The sequence below is a fragment of the Chloroflexota bacterium genome, assembly GCA_018829775.1.
Lineage (GTDB): Bacteria > Chloroflexota > Dehalococcoidia > Dehalococcoidales > RBG-16-60-22 > E44-bin89.
Genome location: JAHJTL010000114.1, coordinates 1 through 20187 on the forward strand (window position 1 = coordinate 1; position 20187 = coordinate 20187).

General features: G+C 48.2%; 20 protein-coding genes. 12 read left to right on the forward strand and 8 right to left on the reverse strand.

Annotated elements, in window-relative coordinates:
• Nucleotides 1-420 precede the first annotated feature (420 nt).
• From KKD83_11060 to KKD83_11070, 3 genes are all read left to right on the forward strand, one after another.
• The gene (locus KKD83_11060; protein MBU2536679.1) at nucleotides 421-1197 is read left to right on the forward strand and encodes a glucose 1-dehydrogenase; all 777 of its coding nucleotides are present in this window, start codon (nucleotides 421-423) and stop codon (nucleotides 1195-1197) included.
• Nucleotides 1198-1382: 185 nt separating this feature from the next.
• Entirely contained in the window at nucleotides 1383-2393 is a 1011-nt protein-coding gene (locus KKD83_11065; protein ID MBU2536680.1) for an aminopeptidase, read from the forward strand.
• A gap of 96 nt (nucleotides 2394-2489) precedes the next feature.
• Nucleotides 2490-3362 (forward strand): NAD(P)-dependent oxidoreductase, encoded by an 873-nt coding sequence (locus KKD83_11070; GenBank protein MBU2536681.1) that lies wholly within the window; start codon nucleotides 2490-2492, stop codon nucleotides 3360-3362.
• A gap of 328 nt (nucleotides 3363-3690) precedes the next feature.
• Here KKD83_11070 and KKD83_11075 read toward each other — a convergent pair whose 3' ends face one another.
• The 7 genes from KKD83_11075 to KKD83_11105 all read right to left on the reverse strand — a co-directional run bounded on the left by KKD83_11075 (nucleotide 3691) and on the right by KKD83_11105 (nucleotide 10804).
• Nucleotides 3691-4527, reverse strand: coding sequence for an acetoacetate decarboxylase family protein (locus KKD83_11075; protein ID MBU2536682.1), 837 nt, complete (start codon nucleotides 4525-4527; stop codon nucleotides 3691-3693).
• A gap of 84 nt (nucleotides 4528-4611) precedes the next feature.
• Nucleotides 4612-5028: a cupin domain-containing protein gene (locus KKD83_11080; GenBank protein MBU2536683.1), complete on the reverse strand. Its 417-nt coding sequence runs from the start codon at nucleotides 5026-5028 to the stop codon at nucleotides 4612-4614.
• Nucleotides 5029-5041: 13 nt separating this feature from the next.
• Entirely contained in the window at nucleotides 5042-6244 is a 1203-nt protein-coding gene (locus tag KKD83_11085; GenBank protein ID MBU2536684.1) for an LUD domain-containing protein, read from the reverse strand.
• Nucleotides 6237-7256 carry a (Fe-S)-binding protein gene (locus KKD83_11090; protein MBU2536685.1) on the reverse strand — a complete coding sequence of 340 codons (1020 nt, stop codon included), beginning with the start codon at nucleotides 7254-7256 and terminating at the stop codon, nucleotides 6237-6239. The genes KKD83_11085 and KKD83_11090 overlap by 8 nt, the downstream gene beginning before the upstream one ends.
• 446 nt (nucleotides 7257-7702) lie before the next feature.
• A complete protein-coding gene (locus KKD83_11095; GenBank protein MBU2536686.1) occupies nucleotides 7703-9022 on the reverse strand; it encodes a TRAP transporter large permease subunit in 1320 nt (439 codons plus the stop codon).
• Entirely contained in the window at nucleotides 9012-9524 is a 513-nt protein-coding gene (locus tag KKD83_11100) for a TRAP transporter small permease subunit (GenBank protein MBU2536687.1), read from the reverse strand. Before KKD83_11100 ends, KKD83_11095 begins: the two co-directional genes overlap by 11 nt.
• Nucleotides 9525-9661: 137 nt before the next feature.
• Entirely contained in the window at nucleotides 9662-10804 is a 1143-nt protein-coding gene (locus KKD83_11105; GenBank protein MBU2536688.1) for a TRAP transporter substrate-binding protein, read from the reverse strand.
• A 471-nt stretch (nucleotides 10805-11275) separates the two neighbouring features.
• On the opposite strand from KKD83_11105, the gene KKD83_11110 reads away from it, so the two are divergent.
• On the forward strand, nucleotides 11276-12022 hold the full coding sequence (locus KKD83_11110) for a FadR family transcriptional regulator (protein ID MBU2536689.1): 747 nt from the start codon (nucleotides 11276-11278) through the stop codon (nucleotides 12020-12022).
• A 16-nt stretch (nucleotides 12023-12038) separates the two neighbouring features.
• Here KKD83_11110 and KKD83_11115 read toward each other — a convergent pair whose 3' ends face one another.
• On the reverse strand, nucleotides 12039-13010 hold the full coding sequence (locus KKD83_11115; GenBank protein ID MBU2536690.1) for an NAD-dependent epimerase/dehydratase family protein: 972 nt from the start codon (nucleotides 13008-13010) through the stop codon (nucleotides 12039-12041).
• Nucleotides 13011-13267: 257 nt separating this feature from the next.
• Here KKD83_11115 and KKD83_11120 point away from each other — a divergent pair, with 257 nt between their 5' ends.
• The 8 genes from KKD83_11120 to rpsU form a co-directional block, all read left to right on the forward strand.
• The gene (locus tag KKD83_11120) at nucleotides 13268-13510 is read left to right on the forward strand and encodes a biotin attachment protein (protein ID MBU2536691.1); all 243 of its coding nucleotides are present in this window, start codon (nucleotides 13268-13270) and stop codon (nucleotides 13508-13510) included.
• A gap of 14 nt (nucleotides 13511-13524) precedes the next feature.
• Nucleotides 13525-14268, forward strand: coding sequence for a 2-oxo acid dehydrogenase subunit E2 (locus KKD83_11125; GenBank protein ID MBU2536692.1), 744 nt, complete (start codon nucleotides 13525-13527; stop codon nucleotides 14266-14268).
• A gap of 44 nt (nucleotides 14269-14312) precedes the next feature.
• The gene (locus KKD83_11130; GenBank protein MBU2536693.1) at nucleotides 14313-15278 is read left to right on the forward strand and encodes a thiamine pyrophosphate-dependent dehydrogenase E1 component subunit alpha; all 966 of its coding nucleotides are present in this window, start codon (nucleotides 14313-14315) and stop codon (nucleotides 15276-15278) included.
• A gap of 25 nt (nucleotides 15279-15303) precedes the next feature.
• Complete coding sequence (locus KKD83_11135) at nucleotides 15304-16284, forward strand: alpha-ketoacid dehydrogenase subunit beta (protein ID MBU2536694.1); 981 nt, start codon at nucleotides 15304-15306, stop codon at nucleotides 16282-16284.
• Nucleotides 16285-16382: 98 nt separating this feature from the next.
• Complete coding sequence (locus KKD83_11140) at nucleotides 16383-16790, forward strand: cupin domain-containing protein (GenBank protein ID MBU2536695.1); 408 nt, start codon at nucleotides 16383-16385, stop codon at nucleotides 16788-16790.
• A gap of 155 nt (nucleotides 16791-16945) precedes the next feature.
• The gene (locus KKD83_11145; GenBank protein MBU2536696.1) at nucleotides 16946-19027 is read left to right on the forward strand and encodes a transketolase; all 2082 of its coding nucleotides are present in this window, start codon (nucleotides 16946-16948) and stop codon (nucleotides 19025-19027) included.
• 656 nt (nucleotides 19028-19683) lie between these two features.
• Nucleotides 19684-20004, forward strand: coding sequence for a zinc-ribbon domain containing protein (locus tag KKD83_11150; GenBank protein MBU2536697.1), 321 nt, complete (start codon nucleotides 19684-19686; stop codon nucleotides 20002-20004).
• A gap of 76 nt (nucleotides 20005-20080) precedes the next feature.
• A partial coding sequence (gene rpsU / locus KKD83_11155; GenBank protein ID MBU2536698.1) for a 30S ribosomal protein S21 occupies nucleotides 20081-20187 on the forward strand: 107 nt, incomplete at its 3' end.

The following is a 20187-nucleotide window of genomic DNA, read 5'->3' on the forward strand; positions in this document are numbered from 1 at the left end:
CAAAACACTCAATAGGCAGTTTAAAGTCATCTTGCCTAGGCCTCTTATCCTGTGATTCACCAATTTCCCATCCCCGTCCTTCTTTAATCTTGATAATATCCTCTCAATAGAGTTTCCCTATTACAGCGAAATTCTTGGATTCTTATGGTTGATTGTATTGGCGAAAAAAGGTCCGCCAATTATTACTCTTGATGCCTAGGCGTGAAGTTCTCAATGAAAAAAGGAACCTTTTTCTCCCTAAGGTAACAAAACGCTAAAATGTGCAATAGGTCACAATTCAGACAATCGTGCAATCCCCGGTTCCTGCGCTTTTTTGAAATAAGACTTGAACGAAGTATCCCGGCGGCTTAGAATGACATTGGTGCCCGCCTCGCTTAGCTTTCGATGCCTTGATGAAGTGAATAAAAAGGAGTATGTCAAATGCGACTAAAAGACAAAGTGGCCATCATAACTGGTGGCGCAAGTGGTATAGGGCGGGAAACCTGCAGACTCTTCGCTAGGGAAGGAGCAAAAATCATGGTTGCCGACCTACTAATTGAAGAGGCCAACAAAGTGGCCGATGAGCTCAAAGCCCAAGGGCATCAAGCGATAGCCATGAAGGTAGATGTAACCCGTCTTGGCGAAGCTAACCGGCTAGCTAAATTTACCCTGGATAAGTTTGCCCAAATAGATATACTGGCCAATATCGCCGGGGGGTCAGCCGGACCGGTTATTAAGACAAAGCACAGCCTCTTCGCTGAGTCAACCAAAGAGCGCTGGGACGATATGATTAATCTCAATCTCTACGGGACATTCAATTGCACTCGGGCAGTAATCAACCACATGATAGAAAGACGCAACGGTAAGATTATAAATTTCGCCTCTACTGCCGGGATGATTGGTATGCAAAAGGCAGCTGAATATTCGGCGGCCAAGGGCGGTATCATCGCCTTTACCAAGGCGCTGGCCAAAGAGGTAGGACGCTATGGTATAAATGTTAACTGTATTTCCCCGGGCGTCATTGGTAGCCCCCGTGTTCAACAAATGCCTAAAGAAATGGTTCAGCTATGGCAAGAAGGAATCCCCATTGGCAGGTTGGGTAAACCTGAGGAAGTAGCTAGTGTGGTATTATTTTTAGCTTCAGATGAAGCCAGCTATATAACTGGTGAGAACATTACAGTAGCCGGGGGTCTACCTCTGGGGCCAAAAGGGTATTAGTGTATATGTTTGAGCGGGGCCATGATAAAGAGCTTTCTCAAAATGCTGAAAAATATGAGGAGGTGTATCTATGTGGATTAGAGACATATGATGACGTGATAGCCACGCTTCGCTAGAAGAGCAGCTTTTCTGTTCTCTACTTTGTTGAGTTATTCTACTATAAGATAACCAGGAGGTGATTTTAGATGCCATGGCCGATTGAGTATTTTCATTATATTCCAGCACCATCAAGCATAATTGAGATGATGCCCGGGGCATTGAAGGCAATGACGCAATGTGCCGCGGTAAAACCCGGCGAAAATGTTGTTATCGCCTGTGATACGAATAAATTGCGACTTGCTGAGGTGTTGGCAGCAGCAGCTTATGCTGTCGCCGGGAAACCAGTCATTGTCATGTTCCCACCTACTGGTGCTCACGGCGCTCAAGTGCCCAAACCGGTCGTTGCTGCTTGTGCCCAATCGGATGTATTCTTTTTACCTACCAGCTGGTCAATGACCCACACTGACGCACGAGTTGAAGCGATTAAAAACGGGGCGAGAGGATCCACCATGTGTGAAGTAACCGAAGACTGCTTGTGTACTGGGGGCATCCTGGCCAATTATGAAGAAAATGATAGGATCGCTCGTAAACTAGGTGCCATACTTTCAAAAACGAAGACGATCCGAATTACTTCGCCGGCAGGCACCGATATCTCTGGGCATGTTACTGACCGTCCAGTTCAGTATGAAACGGGACTATTTCGCGAGCGTGGGCAGTTTGCCGCTTTGCCTAACAGCGAGCTCAACATTTCTCCAATCGAGGGCTCAACCGGGGGAGTAATCGTGGGTGATGTAAGGCTCATGGGCTACGGTGTCATTCGGGATGAGCCGATTACTATTCGAGTTAGCGAAGGCAGGGTTGTTGATGTGACCGGCGGTAAGCCAGCAGAGTATCTTCGGCATACGTTGGCCTCGTTCAAAGACCCCACCGTATATAATCTGGCTGAATTTGCCGTGGGGCTCAACCCCTTCAGCCGTGCCTATGCCACCAATTTGGAGGATTTGGGGAAGCTTGGTTTTGCTCATCATGGGATAGGCAGCAACTATGCTATCGGGGGCAAGGTGTTAGCACCTTGCCATATTGACGTTATATATAAAGATGCCACTGTCGAGTTCGACGGCAGGGTTGTGCTTGACAAGGGTGAAGTTCTGGTTTAGTTAAAGGTGAGTTGTTAATAGGTGGGAACCCCTTGTTTTCGCTTATAAACTTATAAAGATTTTGCCCGGTAAATCAGCAAGGGCAAGGAGGTAAAGATGATGCCGCCAAAAAGGGTGAGTTTTATTGGTCTGGGGGAGATGGGAGCCTTTATGGCTAAGAAACTGGTAAAGAAGGGGTTTGAGCTTACCGTTTATGATGTGGCGGAAAAACCGGTAAAGGAGCTACAGGCCTTGGGCGCTAAAAGTGCCGCTACCTGTAAGGAAGCAGCCGAAACGAGCGATGTAACCATCATCATGGTTCGTGATGACCCTCAAATTGACCAAGTTGTCTACGGAGAAAATGGCGTTTGGGAGGGGGTGAAAGCGGGGTCAATTATTATCATTAGTAGCACCGTGGATCCTCTTCACTGTCAGCGGATAGCCAGCAAAGGAGAGGAGAAGGGGGTAAAGGTTCTAGACGCCCCGGTTAGCGGTGGTTGGATTGGCGCCGAGGCCGGAACTTTGACCTTTATGATCGGTGGGGATAAGGGGGCTTTCGAGGAATGCCGCCCTGTCTTTGAAGCCATGGGAAAGAACCTGTTTTACCTTGGCGGTAGCGGAATGGGGGAGGTAAGTAAGCTGGTAAACAACTTCATAATGGCCATCAATCTAGCTACCTTGTCGGAAGGGCTGGGCTTGGCACGTAAGGCTGGCCTTGACTCCGAGACGTTCATCAACGTAGTTAAGGTGAGTTCAGGCACGAGTTGGTATGCCCAGAATTGGGAGCTAGCCAAAGAGCATGTTAGTGACTATTGTCAAGGCAGGAAGGGAGCACTCTGGTTTGCCTATTCTAAGGATATGGGATTGGCTTTGAAACTGGCCGAAGATGTGGGACAGCTTGTTCCCCTCGGCGGACTTTTCTCTCAACTAGACCCATTCCGGTTCTTCCCCGGTGTTGAGCAGTCGTTTTATGACTATGGCCCTTCTTGAACTGCGCATGGTTAGGTGAGGAACACTCCAGCATGAAGAGAAGGGCCATCTCTTTCTAGACTGAGCTGCCAGCACACCACCATGGAGTTGCTCATCCCGCGGTCAAAGCCGATACGAAGCGATGGTATCATTTTTGAAGAATTCCTCTTCAATTTTGATTTCATCTTCTCTACTGTCTGGTAGGAGGGCGGAAAGTTTCGTGAGCAAAATGCTAACTTACGTCTGACATTCCCTAGAAGGCTGCCAGAGCAATTTCCCCATAGCTGCAACACCTTCTTCGTAAGAGGACATCAATCGTGCTTGCTAAATGCTGCAAGTGGCACCCTAGCTATTGGAGAATACGCTGGTCGCTCAAGTCTTTTCCACCAATAGTCCTGAGCACCTTGGCGCCACGATATTCCTTTATCTCCAGGTCATAAAAGGCATTAACTATATGAAACATAGTAGGCAAGTCTTCCCAGGTGGCTTTGTGAAACTGCACTATCCCCTCACCTTGCCACACCTCTTTGACAACCTGGTTCGGGTTAGCCGAAGGTGTAAGCGTCACATATGCTATATCAGGTTTGCCCCAGTCGCCGGTCTTGGGCAGGTACTTATAGTGAAGGATACCATCACCACCTTGTTTACTTATTTGTGCTGTGGTCTCTTCTGTGGGCAGCTGCCTCAAATTCCATATCTTTAAGTCCATAAACTTAAAACCCATCCAGCCGGCTGTACAGTGCGTTAGTCCCTGGTAAATCCTAGGTTCCGGAATCTCGCAATAGATTTTAGAGAAGCCAAGTTCCTCGCGTCCGGTCAAAATAGGATCGGTAAGATTTTCCCAGAGCACGACCAGGAAACTGCCTACCCCATGGTCTTTCTTGCCATTGAAGACGACTGGAAAGCTAACGCCTAATGTATTGTATCCGCGACCGGCCAGCCACTCTATTTCGGTGATATAGGTAATTTCCACAGTTACCACCGGCTCCGCTACCAGTTCAAAGCCCTTGGGCAATAGAGGTATAAGCTGTTCCCGATTGGTCAGAAAACTGACCGATCTCGCAGTTACCTTTGGTGAGTCCACGTTAGCAAATTTGCGGCCTGCCTCACCCTGTCTCGGTCCCAAGCTGGGACCAAAGTGGGTGGGCATCCGGTACATCCTCCCGGGCTGAAATTGGTAGGGCATTACAGTTTCCCCCTATACAGTTTCATTTATTCTTCAATTTGTTCATCCAAGACCTTAGCCCGCATGTCAATCAGTACCATTTAATTACTGGGTCTCAGTTTCACTTGTCCTCTCTCCCGATAGACTTTTGAGCTTTGCTACAAAGTCCTCGCGGGGTGGCGAAAAAATGTCGATGGCCTGGCAACCTTTGTCCGAAATATAGCCACCATGCTCCATGTTTGGGGGCAGGATGATAACGTCGCCCTTTGTAAGACGGTATATCTTTCCCTCAACTATTTCATCTATTTCACCATCGACAACTATCATGACCTGTTCTGACTCGTGGCGGTGAACGGCGAAGTAGGAATTAGGGTTCATGGTGAGAAAGCTAACAGTGATGTTTTCCGCAGACACGATGTGGCTGTTTGAACCGGGAGTAAGCTCTACCAGAGGAACATCGAGGTAGCGGACAACTCGTTTGTTAAATTCCTCCTGGCTGGCATAAGGCTCTTTTCTTTCCATTAGATTAACCTCCTTAACTTTCTACAATTTGGTGCCTTAATTCTGCAATCAGCTTGGATAAGTCTATTGACTGTGGGCAAAACTCGGTGCAGCGCCCGCATCTAAGACAAGTATAGGCAATAGGCGCCGCCTCACTAAAGCCGCCACTCATATAGGCGACCAAAATAGCCCCCACACCACCAAAGTAGCCACGACCACCATAGTATCCGGCGGCTAGCTGGAAAATCGGGCATTCAAGGAGACAGCCACCACACTTTAGACAATAAAGCGCTTCCTTGAGAACGGGGGCTTGAGCCAGTGCGCTCCGCCCATTGTCTAAAAAGACAACGTGGAGTTGCAAGGGACCGCTGGCACCCTGAACCATGGTATACTCGATGTCTCCCGTGGCACTGGGACCGCTAACCGAGCTAATATACAAAGGCATAACAAACCCTCCATACCGCCAGGCTACCTCCGCTACTTTGAAGGCATCGTGAAGGGTTGGCACGACCTTATCAATACCGACCAGAACGATGTGAACCGGCGCCACACTGGTTAACAAGCGAATATTACACTCGCTTTCAAGTAAGATAACCGAGCCAGTATCGGCCGCGAGAACATTACAACCACTTATACCAACGTCAGCTTCAAAATATTTACTCCTGAGAAACTCCCTTATCGCCCTAACTTCTACCTCTGCATCAGGGGATATCTCTCTGCCTAACAAATTGGTCAAGAGTTCAGCTACCTGCTCCCGGTGTACATGAAGACAGGGACTTAAATAATGCATCGGCTTTTCTTCACGAAGCTGCTGTATTAACTCCCCTGCATCTGTTTCCCAAAACTCATTGCCTAAACTCTGAAGATGCTGCCTTAGCCCTATTTCTTCCCCGGTCAGGGTTTTCCCTGATAGAACCAGCTTCCCGGAACCAACTATTTCACCAATGATTTCCAAAGCGTCACCGGCTGACTCAGCGTGATATATCTGCGCACCATTCTCCTTCAGAGATACAGTGGCTTTCTGAACCAGTTCATCCAAACGTCCGATGCAGTCTTCTTTGAGCTGTCTTACCTCCTCGGCCAGCTTAACCGTGTGCGGAAACTTCTCCAGTGCCCGTGTTTTTCTCTCACGGTAGGCATTTACCGACCTTGAAATGCCCATGGCATAATTATGGTCATGGGCGATACGTAAAAGCACATCATAATATTGCTCAAATATCTGCTTACCTTCAGGCATGGCTTGCCTCCAGGGCTTGGTAGACAATCTCGATAAGGTCAACAATTTTTATTCTTTTGCCGGCCAAATCCGCGCTTTTACTCAGGTTTGAGTAGCAGAAGGGGCACAATGTAACTACAGCTTCAGCTCCGGTTGCGGATAGTTCTTCAATCCGTTTGGCAGCAATAAGCTCCGAGAGTTCCGGGAATATAACCTCACCGGGTGCCCCACAGCAGTTGGTTAACTCCCGATTTGTCGCTACTTCCTTTAATTCTAAATTTGTAATAATGCTGAGAACCTCCCGGGGTTCTTCAGTCACTTGAAGCGACCTTGCCAGATGGCAGGGATCATGCAATGTCACATTCAGCGGCTCTGCCAAAGATAGCTTAGTGTCAAGCTTCTTTAAAGCAACGGCCACGATGCTTACGTAAGGAATAACTTCAAAGTGGAAGTTGCTGATAAATTTTGGGTACACCTGATGAAAGATTTCGGCAGAATGAGGAGTGAGAGCGATTATTCTCTTGGCTCCCGCTTCTTTGAACTGGTTTACCACCCGCTTCGCCTGTCGCTCAAATTCTTCAAAAAGGCCGTATTCATATAGTAGCGCCCCGCTATACAGTTCGCTGTCAAGATAGGCGAAATCTATGCCCAGCTTCCTCAAAGTTATTGCCGCCATTCTCAAGAGTTGGTTGTAATGCTCTGTCTCTCGGCCGGCTACTTTTTTATAAATCTCCGTTAAACCCATCCCGAGCTTGCCACCAACTGTCTGAAACCTGCTATAGGCGCGGAATAGAGTATCCTCAAACTTCGCCTTTTTCAAAACCTCAGCTAAAGACCTGAGATAGGCTGTCATCTGATATTCACAACCAGTATGGAGGATAGTACTACCTTTGTGGGAAAGTTGAAGACCATTAGCCCAAGAGGCGCAGTCGGCTTTTTTTAAGCCAAGAGGGTTCCCCCATTGAGCCGTATTGTTACTGATAACACGTAAAACGGGCGGAATATAAGGTCTTGTGTTTTTGATAACAACCATACCTCTTGACCTTTCCTCCTCTAATGGGGAGCTTCTTGACATCGATACCAAGTGAACTATGACTCCCAGATTATTTCGCTTGCAAAATGTTATTACTCTGAGGCGAAACTTCAGATAACCCCAATCTGCTCTGGCAGGTCGCGCCTTTCACCAATAAGATTAGTAATTATTCCTAAATAAAATGTTAATAAATAGCGATGGTATACGTCTCTTTCCATACTCTTATTTTCTGGCCTTTCAATATCTTTTAGCAGGGAAAATTCGTGAAAGACCAATCAATAGAAGCGGGTATTTCGCTACTTATCTCGATATCTCGATGTGGCCCAAATCGATAGCTGACCAGAAATCTATATAGCTAAGCGGAAACAAAGCTTCTCTTCAAGCGAGGTCATACTCATCCGCCCTAATTAAACCTTGACCTGAAGTTAGTCCTCCCGTGCTGAATTCTAACCATACACAATGCCTGGTAGCCACAGAATTATCTGAGGGAATATGATAACTAAAGCCAGACCAATTAGCTGAAGCGCAACGAAGGGGATAACGCCCTTAAATATTTCAGTGAGCTGAACTTCAGGCGGAGCAACTCCTTTGAGATAATATATGGAAACGGCAAAAGGCGGCGTCAGGAAGGAAGTCTGTAAATTAACCGCAAAAACCAGGGCAAACCAGAGAGGATCGAAGCCAAGGGTGGGTATTATCGGAGCCAGAATGGGGATAAAGATTAAGAGTATGGCAATCCAGTCAATGAGAAAACCCATAAGGAAGATGATGAACATGATTACGGCAAGGACACCATAAGGACCAAAGGGCAGCCCCAGCAGTAATCGTGTAATCACATCGCCACCGCCAAGGGCCAGAAAGACGCCACAGAAAATACTGGCTCCCACGGCTATTATCAGCACCATGCTCGAAATTTTGATAGTTGCGTAAACAGATTCCTTCAGACCTTGCAAGCTAAATCTCCGGTAAACGATAGCGAGGAGCGCACCACAGGTAGCGCCGACTGCTGCAGCTTCAACTGGAGCCGCCAGCCCCATGATGATTGACCCCAGAACGGCCACAATAATGAGGAAAAACGGCACCATATCGATGACCACAGAAAAAATCAGCTTAAGTATTGGCATTGCCCTTTCCTCGGACGGCAAACTCGGACCAGCCTTCGGTTGAATATAGCATCTGATGATAATATAAGTTAAGTACAGGCCTGATAGCACCAAGCCGGGCATTATACCGGCGGTAAACAGCCTGGCTACCGATAGACCAGCTAAAGGTCCGTATAAAATGAGCATTATGCTCGGTGGGATAAGGATACCCAGAGTCCCGCCAGCCAAGATGCTGCCCGTGGCTAATGGTACGTCATAGCCACGCTTCATCATGGCCGGGAGAGCCAGCATACCCATAACTGTAACCGGGGCACCAACTATCCCGGTGCCGGCGGCAAACAGGGTGCACAGAAAAACGGTGGCCAGGGCTATTGACCCTCTTAGCGGCCCAAAAGCCACCTGTAAGATACCGAAAGCCCTTTCGGCAATACCGGCCCGTTCCATGACACATCCCATAAAGACAAACAGCGGGACGGCGGGTAAGGCATCATTCAGCATTACCCAGATAGTACGGGAGACCATCTGGCTAAAAACCACTTGCCCCCAGCCGATGAAGCCAAATATCAGCGCAATACCAGCAAGGACAAAAGCAACGTGAAACCCGGAAAAGATGCCAATCATAACGGCGACAAACATCAACAGGGCAAGAGTTTCAGACTCCATACTCTTTCCCCCTTATAGCCAGGCCCAGGCTGCGAATGAATTCAGCAATGCCCTGAAGCGTTAATAAAATAAGCGCCACCGGCAATACCGTCTTCAGGGGATAAATCGGCGGACTCCAGGCACCAGCCGTACTTGTCTCATGCAGCGACCAGGAGAAGGCGACATAAGGTATCCCTTTGTAAAGTAACACTGCCATCACCGGGAAAAGGAGCACCAGGAACAGAAAAGCATCAAGGCCCCCCTGCCAGCGCGGTGGCAGGAACCGGTAAAAGACGTCTATCCTGACGTATCCCCTGGCGTAAAGCAGGTAAGCAGCTCCCATCATGAAGTGGGCCCCGTAAATCATGTAGGTTAGGTCGTAAGCCCAGATGGTCGGGGCATTAAAGACATATCTGGCTATCACCTCGTACATTAATCCCACGACCAGAAAGACAATGAGCCAGGCAAAAAGCTTACCCACCGTCTCACTCGTCTTATCAATAAATTTTAAGAAAAGGCGCAACTTTGCCTCCTTATCCTTTCTGCAAATTTAACCTGCTAAAAAGCTGGAACAATGCATTTAGCTACCACTTATAGTAGGCTAGTAGGGTCATTCTTGCAAACCCTACTAGCCTATCATTTGCCAGCGTTTTAAGCCGGTTACTTCCAGTAATGGTCAGCAGTGAACGAGTAGTCCTTAAAGAAAATTCCCCTGTAGGGAACAATCTTCGAGGCCCAATCACGCTGCGACTCAAAAATCTTGGCAAAGCGGGGGTTCTTGGCGGCTTCTCGTGCAGCTACCACGTCCCAGGCGTCCAGAAGCTTCTCCAATATCTCATCTGGTGACTTAACCAAAGTAACACCATGCTTGGTAATAAGCTCATTCAAAGCCCACTGGCCCAAGACATACTCTTCGATGGTGCTCTTCAGCAACATCTCGTTGCAGACTGATTCGACCAACTTCTGAAGGTCCGCAGGTAGCGCCTCAAAGCGCGCTCTGTTGATTCCCAGTTCCACATACCCGGTTGGCTGGTGGACCCCAGGGGCATGGTAGAACTTGAGAACGTCGGCGATGCCCAACAGCATGTCGCTGTGAGGGTCGCTGTATTCAGAGGCATCAAGTACGCCCTTTTCCAAGTTGGGAAGTATCTCGCCCCCGGGCACAGTCATTACTGACACGCCGGCCTCTTTAAAGACCTCGGCGGCCATGCCAGCTACCCGCATTTTATACCCGGCGAGGTCCTCCCACTTCTCCAATGGCTTCGGGAACCAGCCCAGCGGCTCTGGGAACTCTCCCTTCACGATAAAGGGCATAATATTCGTATAGCCCAGCTCTTGAAAAAGCTCCCGGTATAGCTCATAGCCACCGCCGAAGAACATCCATCCGGTATGGTCCCAGGTGTCCATGCCGAAAGGACCACCGGCGCAAGAAGCAAACAGGGTGAAGGCGTTATCTTTGCCCACCCAGTAACCGGACCAGGCAATAGATCCGTCCAGAACGCCGTCATTAACAGCGTCAGCCTGCTCGAAGGCGGCGACTATCGTCCCCGGAGCCAGGTATTGTATCTTTATCCGGCCCAAGCTCTGCTCTTCTATCCTCTGTACGGCTCTCTCTCCTGATAGATAATCCCAGCTGCCAACGCCAAAGGCACTCTGTACTTTCCACTCAAAAACCTCGGCGGGCGCGGCTGGAGCAGGTGCCGGTGCTGGGGCAGGCGCTGGTGCCGGAGCTGCACAAGCACCAATCAACCCGCTTACTAATGCGACCAATGCAACCAAAGCCAATATTCGTTTCTTATGCACTTTTTCATCCTCCTAGCTTTTTAAAACACTGTAGTCTGAAAATCTTCTGCTATTAAAGGCGATCACCCCCTTTATCATATTATTTGGGTATTTATATATTTCAAGGTATGTTATGGCTGATACTGCCTAGGATTGCAGTCTCCCAAACACCTGATGATACCAACGGTCCAGCACAAATTAAGTTCAACTGTGGGATTCCGCTCGCTTGATTCAACGCTAGGGTGCTTACCATAGGAACCATATCGGGTCTTTGCCTGGCTCTCCCCATGCAGAGCCCGCTTGTTGAATAACTTGATGTGGTATCTGCTTATATGATTGTAAGGTCATCAGACAATCTTTTTTCTTCGAAGCCAATTATAATATGGTTAATTTGACTCTGTCAAGTATTTGCTTGACAAATTTAAGTAGAAATTTTACTATAAATCCTATATCCCTCGAGCAGACCTCCATATTCTTAGTGAGTACCTGTCAATGAAATCAAACATAAAACCAATTAAAAGGAAAAGGCTGACTGACCAAATTATGGATCGCATTGTCTCCCTGATTTCCAGCGGCAAGTTAAAGAAAGGGGATAAATTGCCGGCGGAACATGAGTTAATGGAGCAACTTGGCGTTGGCCGGAGTTCACTCAGGGAGGCAATAGGCGCTCTGCTGCTTACCGGCGTGCTTGCCACACACCACGGACGTGGAACGTTTGTCAGCGTATCCTCAGATGGATTTCTGTCTAGAGCGCTTACCTGGCGCGTACAGATGGGACGTGAAAATATAAAGGAAATTGTTGAAGCAAGGATCGTCCTTGAGCAGTCTATGGCGGGACTGGCGGCAGTAAATGCCACCGAGACAGATATCGATGCAATACGCCATTACTTAGAGTTAATGAAGAAAAATGCCGATAAACTGAACCCGGCTCAACTTCAAACCGATTTATCATTTCACCTTGCCTTGGCGAAGGCAAGCCACAATGCTACACTCTATAGATTTCTTGCCGAGCTTCGGAGCCTGATGATACTCTGGATAAAGCAAGCAATGCGGACAGAGAGAATCTACAGTCTTGGCGATACTATCAAGGATCACGAGGCAATCCTCAACGCCGTGGCGGCAAACGAGGCGGAGAAAGCACAGTCAGCCGTGCGCCGGCATCTTGAGAGGTCAGCTAATAATCTGTCTTACATACTTCTACATAAACAACTGATATCAGAGACTTACACGGAAATATAAGTCCTTCAAAGCGATTTTACGCCATACCGTAACGTCTGGGATGTTCTCTTGAATCTTGCTCAAATCTATCGATTATAGCTTCTGGAGTCGAATAAAGCGGCTGCCAGCCCCATTCTTTTCTGGCATAGCTATCATCAAACACCTTCATAGCCCCAAAAGCTTTGTAGAATCCGGTCTGGGAAAGCGGGTCTGGTTTGTAGCTGACCTCGAATTGTGGAAAGCGACTTTTCAGGACGGCCTCCAGTTTTTTAGCCGAGGTAACTGCTGGGATACCAGTTATATTATAGTTAACCATATCAATATTCTCTTTTGGGGCCTGCAACACCATGTCCGCTGCCCGGGCGGCATCCCTGACATATATCATGGAAATGGTTGATTCCGGCGTGCCGTAAACGCATTCATTAGGCTTACCCAAAATAGCATCTTGAATCATGGGTGGCGCCCAGTGACCGGGTGTCCGGACGTTTGGTCCGATCATGTGGGCATACCGAATAGACCGAAAATCCAGGCCAAATTTGTTGCGGAAAAATCTGCCCAAGCTTTCACCGTAAAGTTTGCCGCAACCGTATATGCTCACCGGTCGCTGGATGCTGATATCCGTGAGCACTTCCTCAACCTGTAAACCAAATGTTCCCAGAGTACTGGTGAACATCATTTTTCCCACGCCGAACAATCTGGCCGCTTCTAATACGTTGTACGTGCCGATAACGTTGGTGCGGAAAGAAGCCCACGGGTTTATTTCTGACATATAGGTAAGCATGGAACCCAGGTGATAGATTTCACTGACCTTGTTCTCCTTAACCACGTTGAGCACCTCTGCCCAGTTACCCACATCTCCCGGCACTATCTTTACCTTGTTCTCAATATCCTCGATGCGGTGACGGTTTATTACTACGTCAAACAGGACTGTCTCCTCCCCCCGCTCGGCCAGAATACGGGCGAGTTCTGCACCAATATATCCTGTGCCCCCGGTGATGAGTTTGGTCATTATCCTTTTACCTCCTTTGTTAGCTTACATTTATTCGTGGTATATTCTATTACTTTAGTATAGCTCAAGAACAGCATAGCAGGTTATTTATTAGTCCAAATGATACCTATATTATTATTTTAAACCCAAAATGTTGATAATTGACGGTTATTTGAGGATATAATAGGTGACTATTGATTTGATGGTAATGTTAAACTTTCCTGCCGAAAGACTACTATCTTGGACAGGGAAGGAGATATTGACGGAGGTTTGCCAGTATGGATGTCGAGGTTATCATGCCCCGGCTGGGCCAGGAGATGACCAAGGGAACCATAGTCGAGTGGTATAAAAAAGAGGGCGACCAATTGGAAGAAGGCGAACCTCTATTTATGGTAGATACCGAGAAAGCAACTATGGACGTGGAGTCAGAAGTGAGTGGCGTGCTCAAGAAGATATTGATTGGTGAAAACGAAGAAGTGCCTGTTGGTGAAGTTGTGGCCATAATAGAAACGCAGGGGTAATAATAGGTACATTTATGAGCTCAGGAAATGCTGAAGGAGAACGGGGTACGGAAAATCCAGTAGCCGAGTCGATACCCTTAAAGGGATGGCGTAAAGCCCTTGCCGAACACATGCTCAGCAGTCACCTGACCTGTGCCGAGGTCACGCAGATGCGGGAGGTTGACGCCACCGAGTTGGTAAATCTTCGCCAGTCACTCCTTGACCGCTTTGAAGACGACTATGGTTTTCGTCTGTCCCACACCCACCTGCTGATAAAAGCGGTGGCTCAAGCCCTGCGGGAGCACCCGATAGTTAACTCTTCTCTGGTTGGGGAAGAAATTAGGATCTACCGTGACGTTAATATCTCTATGGCGGTGGCCCTTGATAACGGCCAATTACTGGCACCGGTAATACGCCAGGCAGACCGGAAATCAATTGTTGAGGTGGCTCAAGAGGCAATCAAACTGACGGGGCAGGTGAGAAGCAAAAGGTTTAACCTAGATATCCTCAGTGGCGGCACCTTTACCATAACCAACGCCGGAATGTATGGCACTGATTTTGTCACGCCTTTAATTAACGCCCCACAGAGTGCGGCTCTGGGCGTGGGGAGGTTGGTGCCGAAACCAGTAGTACGGGAGAATCAGATCGTTATCAGGACAATGATGGGCCTGAGTCTGACCTATGACCACCGTGTTTTAGCTGGCGTGACGGCTGCTCAGTTCTTCCAGACCTTGGAGCAGATTATTCAAGACCTGAGGCAAATGGAACTCGGCAACTAGAGTGAGCAGTTAATGGACCAGGTTATTAAAGGGGGTCAGAAAAGATGGCATTATCAAACGAATTATTGTTGCGGATCTATCGTGATATGATCCGACAAAGAGCTCTGGACTATCAGTTAGTTAAAAGTGCCAAATCCGGTAAGATGTCACCTGGGTGGCATAGTGGACTTGGGCAGGATGCCATCGTTGCCCCGGTGGCGCTTCTTCGTCCGGATGACTATGTTACTTACACCCACCGTGGCTGCTATGTCTGGATTGCCCGGGGTATGTCAATGAAAGAAATACTGGCCGAATTTCATGGCAAAGCTACCGGCTGTGCTGGAGGGTATGGCGGTACCCACATCGCCAAGCCCAGCCTGGGCATTTTGGGCCGCAGCGGGATGCAGGGGGGCCACTTCCCGCTCGCCGTAGGAATGGGCATTTCGGCCCAGATGAAGGGTAAGGGACAGGTGGTGATGATGTTCTTCGGTGATGGCTGCGGCACCAGAGGACACTTGCACGAAGCTTTTAATTTCGCCTCAATATGGAAGTTACCCATTATCTGGATGTGTGAGAACAACAGGCTGTCAATGTCAGTAAAGCTGGAGAAAACCTGGGCGATTAGGCAGATCGCGAAGATAGCTGATAATTATGCCATGCCGGGCAAGACCGTGGACGGAAATGACGTAATTGCCGTAGCAGAGGCAACCAGTGAGTTTATCGAGAGGGCGAGGAAAGGTGAAGGTCCAGCCTTACTAGAAATGATGACCTATCGCTGGCGTGGCCACGTGGAAGGTGACCCGATGACCTATCGGACCAGGGAAGAGGTACGGGAATGGCAGAAGAAGGACCCAGTGCCGCGGTTTGAGAAAGAATTACTGGATAGAGGGCTGCTCACTAATGAGGACATCGTCAGAATACATGAAGAAGCTGATGATGAGGTAGCTGAGGCCCAGAAGTTCGCTGATGAAAGTCCAGAACCGAACCCCGAGGAAATCTTCAGCAAATTGTATGCGACCTCTCATACTTAGCCCAAGGAAAAGAGAGATAATGGCAATGCGAGAGATAACCACAGCACAGGCGATACAAGAAGCGGTAGCTGAGGAAATGAGGCGGGATGAGAGAGTATACCTCATCGGTGAAGCTGTAGGTCCAGGAGGTGTAGCTCCAACACGACCCCCGGAAGAGATCTTTAAGGAATTTGGCGAATTCCGAGTAAGGGAGACCGGCATTATAGAGCCTACACTGGCTGCTTCGGCTACTGGGGCTGCCCTGAGTGGTATGCGGCCAATCGTCGATTTTTCTTTTGCTGACTTTATGTTCCCTGCCTGGAATGAAATCTATCAGGCCGGACTGTGGCGCGCTGGGCATGGCGCTGCTGAGGATATGAAGGTGCCCTTGGTCTACGTGGCGGGCATAATGGGCTATAGCGGCGGTGGGTTCTCACATAGCCGGGCACCCGTCGCTAACATCTGGCACGGGCCTGGCCTCAAACTGGTTCTCCCGACTACCCCCTACGACGCCAAAGGTCTGCTCAAAACTGCCATCAGGGATGATAATCCGGTGGCCTTCTTGGTACACCGTTTCCACTACCCGGTGAAAGGTCCGGTTCCTGAGGAAGAATACCTGATTCCCCTAGGTCAGGCGGTGGTGAGAAAAGAAGGGAAAGACGTCACTATTGTTGCTGATGGCTATCAGGTAACCCTCTCACTCCACGTAGCGGAGGACCTGGCAGAAGAGGGTATCAGCGTTGAAGTCATTGATCCCCGTACTCTAGAACCACTGGATATTGATACCATTCTAGCTTCGGTGGAAAAGACAGGTCGGCTGGTGATAGTTGACGAGGACTATATCAGATGTGGCCCCCATGCCGAAATAGCTTTTCAGGTACAGGAATGCGTCTTCAAATTCCTGAAGGCACCGGTACAGAGGGTCGGTAATCTTAATGTGCCGATTCCATTATCCAGGGTCCTGCTCGAAGCGGCATTGCCCACGAAGGAGAAGATTATCACCGCGGTGAAAAAAACGTTGGCTTAGTTCTGGTTTGAGGAGGAAGTTTTTCTGAATAACTTAGTCATTGAATTATCAGTCTGGCATTTGATAGAGAATCTATAAAAAGGAAAGGAGGACAGAAAATGCCAAAATTTGTCTATGATGGCTGGTCATTTCCAGCGGTGAAGGCGGCCCCGCCGAATGAAAGGTTCCTGAAGATAATAATGTCTCCGGAGGTAAGTGGTTACAAAGAGGCAACTGTTCTTTTCTCTCACATTCCACCAGGTAGCGGGACAGGTATGCATACTCATACCAGTGATGAAATAATGTATGTCATTGGCCGCGGTGAGAGCAAGGTAGGTGATGAAGTAACCAAGCTGGAGGCGGATTCGGTAATATTTGCCCCAAAAGGTGTAGCGCATGAATGCCGTAACACTAGCGAAACAGAAACCCTGAAAATATTTTGTGTCTACATACCGCCTCTGGAATTGAGTGAACTCCTGGCTAAGTTAGCTGATAAAACAAAGGAGTATCTACTACGGCAAAAATAATTAAGATAAGCGGCATTGCATTAGTTTTGTTTATGATTACTGACTTGGGTCATTGCCGATCTTGAAGATACACCAAGAGCCAAACATCTATCATAAAAAGGCAGTGAACGTGGTACGGCATAATCACCAACAGTGGAGGTGTCACCATGACGGGAATGGAAATGAGTGAATATCTGATACGAAAAGGCCTGATCAAGCTTTTGGAAATAAAGGACTCTGACATCCGCGTATTGACTTTACAACAGACGCACGATGCTGTAGATAAAAGCATTCATATTGGTGGCGCTTTTTCGGCGACTATTCCCCTCGTAGCCCTCTATTATGGAGGGATCATGGGGTACAACGTGGCTAACCCCACGCAGCGTGGACAGGACATGTTTGTCCTCAGTAAAGGGCACGCGGTGGCCGCTGTTGCCTCTATTTATGCGGACCTAGGATACTTTGACCGTTCCGTATTAAAAAATTCCCGTGGCGCCGAAAGTATATTGAACGGCCACCCCGGACCCATTTTGCCTGGTTTCCACGTCTCCACGGGACCGCTTGGTCAGGGGATGAGCGTGGCGCAAGGTTTTGCTCTGGTTGGTAAGAGAAGTCCCCATTACGATGTTTTTTGTTTGACCGGGGATGGCGAGCTTCAGGAAGGGATTATCTGGGAAGCGATCATGTATTCCGGTCATAAGAAACTTGACAATCTGTGCGTGTTAGTCGATAGGAATGCCGGTCAGCTCGATGATACCAAGCAATTAGTCTTCCCGCTGCTCGATTTAGATAAAAGGTTTGCCTGCTTTGGCTGGCGAGTATTTAACGTTGATGGCACCCAGTACGAGCCGATAACAGAAGCGCTCCAAGCGTTTAAGTATGCGCCACGGAATGGAAAGCCTACCGTCATCATCTGTCGAACAAGGAAAGGTTTTGGCGGGTTCTCTAACTTCATGATGGGTCATAAAGTGGTTATGCCGGACGCGATGACCGATCAGGAAATGCTACTGCAAAGGCAACGGCGAGCAGAAAGGGTTGAGGAATTTGTAAATTTTTTCGATGAGCTCACAGAGTGTCGCGGTGGTGAGTTGGTTCGGGAGAAACTGATGGTGAGCGCGCAACAGATGAACCTGGAGATTTTAATTAAGAACGATAAGACAACCGATGTCAAGCCGATATTAGTTCCCGTGAAGACTAAACCGGCACCACCCAGAAATAAAAAAATTGAGTATGACACTAGCCAATTACCAGAACTTGACAAAACAAAAGAGTACACCGCCAATAGTATAATTACTGCGGCAATGAAGGTTTTTGCTCGAGACTCCAGGGTAGTGTCTATTGATGCAGACCTAGCCTCAACCAGTGGACTTGAGTCCGGGGTTGGCTATGTGGATATGGGGCGAGCCTTAAATGTCGGCATTGCCGAACCTAATATGATGGGCATCGGTGAAGCCCACGCGGTGATGGGTTACAATACCTGGGTCAGCACTTTCTGCCCCTTTTTCGACTGGCGAGTATTGCGTCGTATTGCCATTGGATATCAAGAGAGACTGGAAGCAATGGCCACCAAAGGAGGGTGGCTGAGTGAGGGGCATGGCCTTGATATCACCTTTATCGCCACGGCACCCAACTTTGAGACCAACACCAATGGCGCCACCCATATGGGCAATGATGATATCCAGGTATTTAACGGCATTGCTCACCTGAAGATTATTGATGTTTCCTGTCCCAATCAATTACTGGGCATAATGAAGTGGATTATGGAGGGCAATCGAGGACTAGTTTATGTGCGGATTATGAGAGCCGCATCAGGCGTTGTCTATGACGATGACTTCCAGTTTGAATTTGGCAAGGGTTACATGCTCAAGGAAAGTCCGGAGGACAAGGCAACAATAATCAGCAGTGGACGAGGCGTTTACGAGGCATTAGCCGCCGCAAGTGAGCTTGAGAAGTCCGGACTAAAAGTCGGCGTCGTCGATATGGCGTCAATAGATGAAAAGCTTCTGCTTGACCTTTACCACTCCGGGAAATTACTGGTAATAGCCGAGCAGAATAACGGCTTTATCTGGCCTGAATTCCAGAAAACTCTATTTAAGCAAGAAAAAGCCGTTGATATTTCGAGGCTTTTACCTATCAATTGTCTTGATGCTGACGGAAGACCGCAGTTCATTCACTCGGCTACATACAAAGAACTCCTTCACCAATTTGGCTTGGCTCCTGGTCAACTTGTCAAAGCAATAAAAGAAAAATGTAAATAGAGTTCATTGCTCTGCAACGAAATATTTGGTTACGCATTAGCAACTAGCATAACGGTATCCGGAAAACCTCCATACGTTTTCCGCAAGACCGGGGTAGCGAAGCTTTAAAATGCTCGACGTCAGCGAGAATGGGGGTGACCTGCCCACAAAAAATTGGGCCAGTTATCATGTTATTCTGAGGATTGAGAAATGAGGTTCATCGTACTTGCTCCTGCGCCTCAATGTAGTATATTAAAGCTCTAAACGATAGCATTTCCTAAAAAGTACAAAATGCTCGCAGGCGCCCCCTGTAATTACACCAAACGCTTAACAAAGAACCGATTTAAGTCACTGAAGACAACTCTACTTAGAGAGTCAAAGGCTGCTCTGTTAAGTTGTAATCATCGACCTGAAGTAACGTCCCCCATTTCCCACGCCTGCAGACTAGGCGTGGGAAGGTAAGGTAAAAAAGGAACGTTATTATCCATTGGGTAACATTCCGTCAGATTGTTACCGCAGGGTAACCTGCACTCATTTTACAAGAGGCTCTGTTTGGTGTATCATACAATCGATAGTTGTAGTTTAGGTTATTACAAGCTTCTTTGAATCATCTCAGATTCATCTAGTATTGGGTGACCAGAACTCTAACTAAAATTTCGGATAGAAGAGGTTACCCAATGAGTTTTCAGAATAAGACACTAAGTTGTGCCGATTGTGGGGCTGCCTTCGACTTCACCACTGAAGAGCAGGAATTCTACCAGTCCAAAGGCTTCACCAACGAGCCAAAGCGCTGCCCCTCATGTCGCCAGGCGAGAAAGTCTGAGCGGGGCGGTGGTGGCAGTTACGGTGGTGGTTCCAGTAGCTACGGCTCCCCGCGACGGATGTTCCCCGTGAAATGCGCCACGTGTGGCAAAGACACTGAAGTACCTTTTGAACCTCGTGGTGATAGGCCAGTATACTGCAGTGATTGCTACCGAAAAGTCAGACCGGGTAGATAAACTGGTTTGAGACTGTGGACATACACGGGCTGGGAATAATTGGCCCGTGTATGTCCCTAGAATGTGTTGGGGTGTTATGTCATTAGAAGTTTGGATACGTGAAGGTGAATCCCAAGATTCCCTGTTGCGTCGCTTTCAACGGATGGTTCAGATGGACGGCATCTTGCGCGAGGCGAAAGCTTA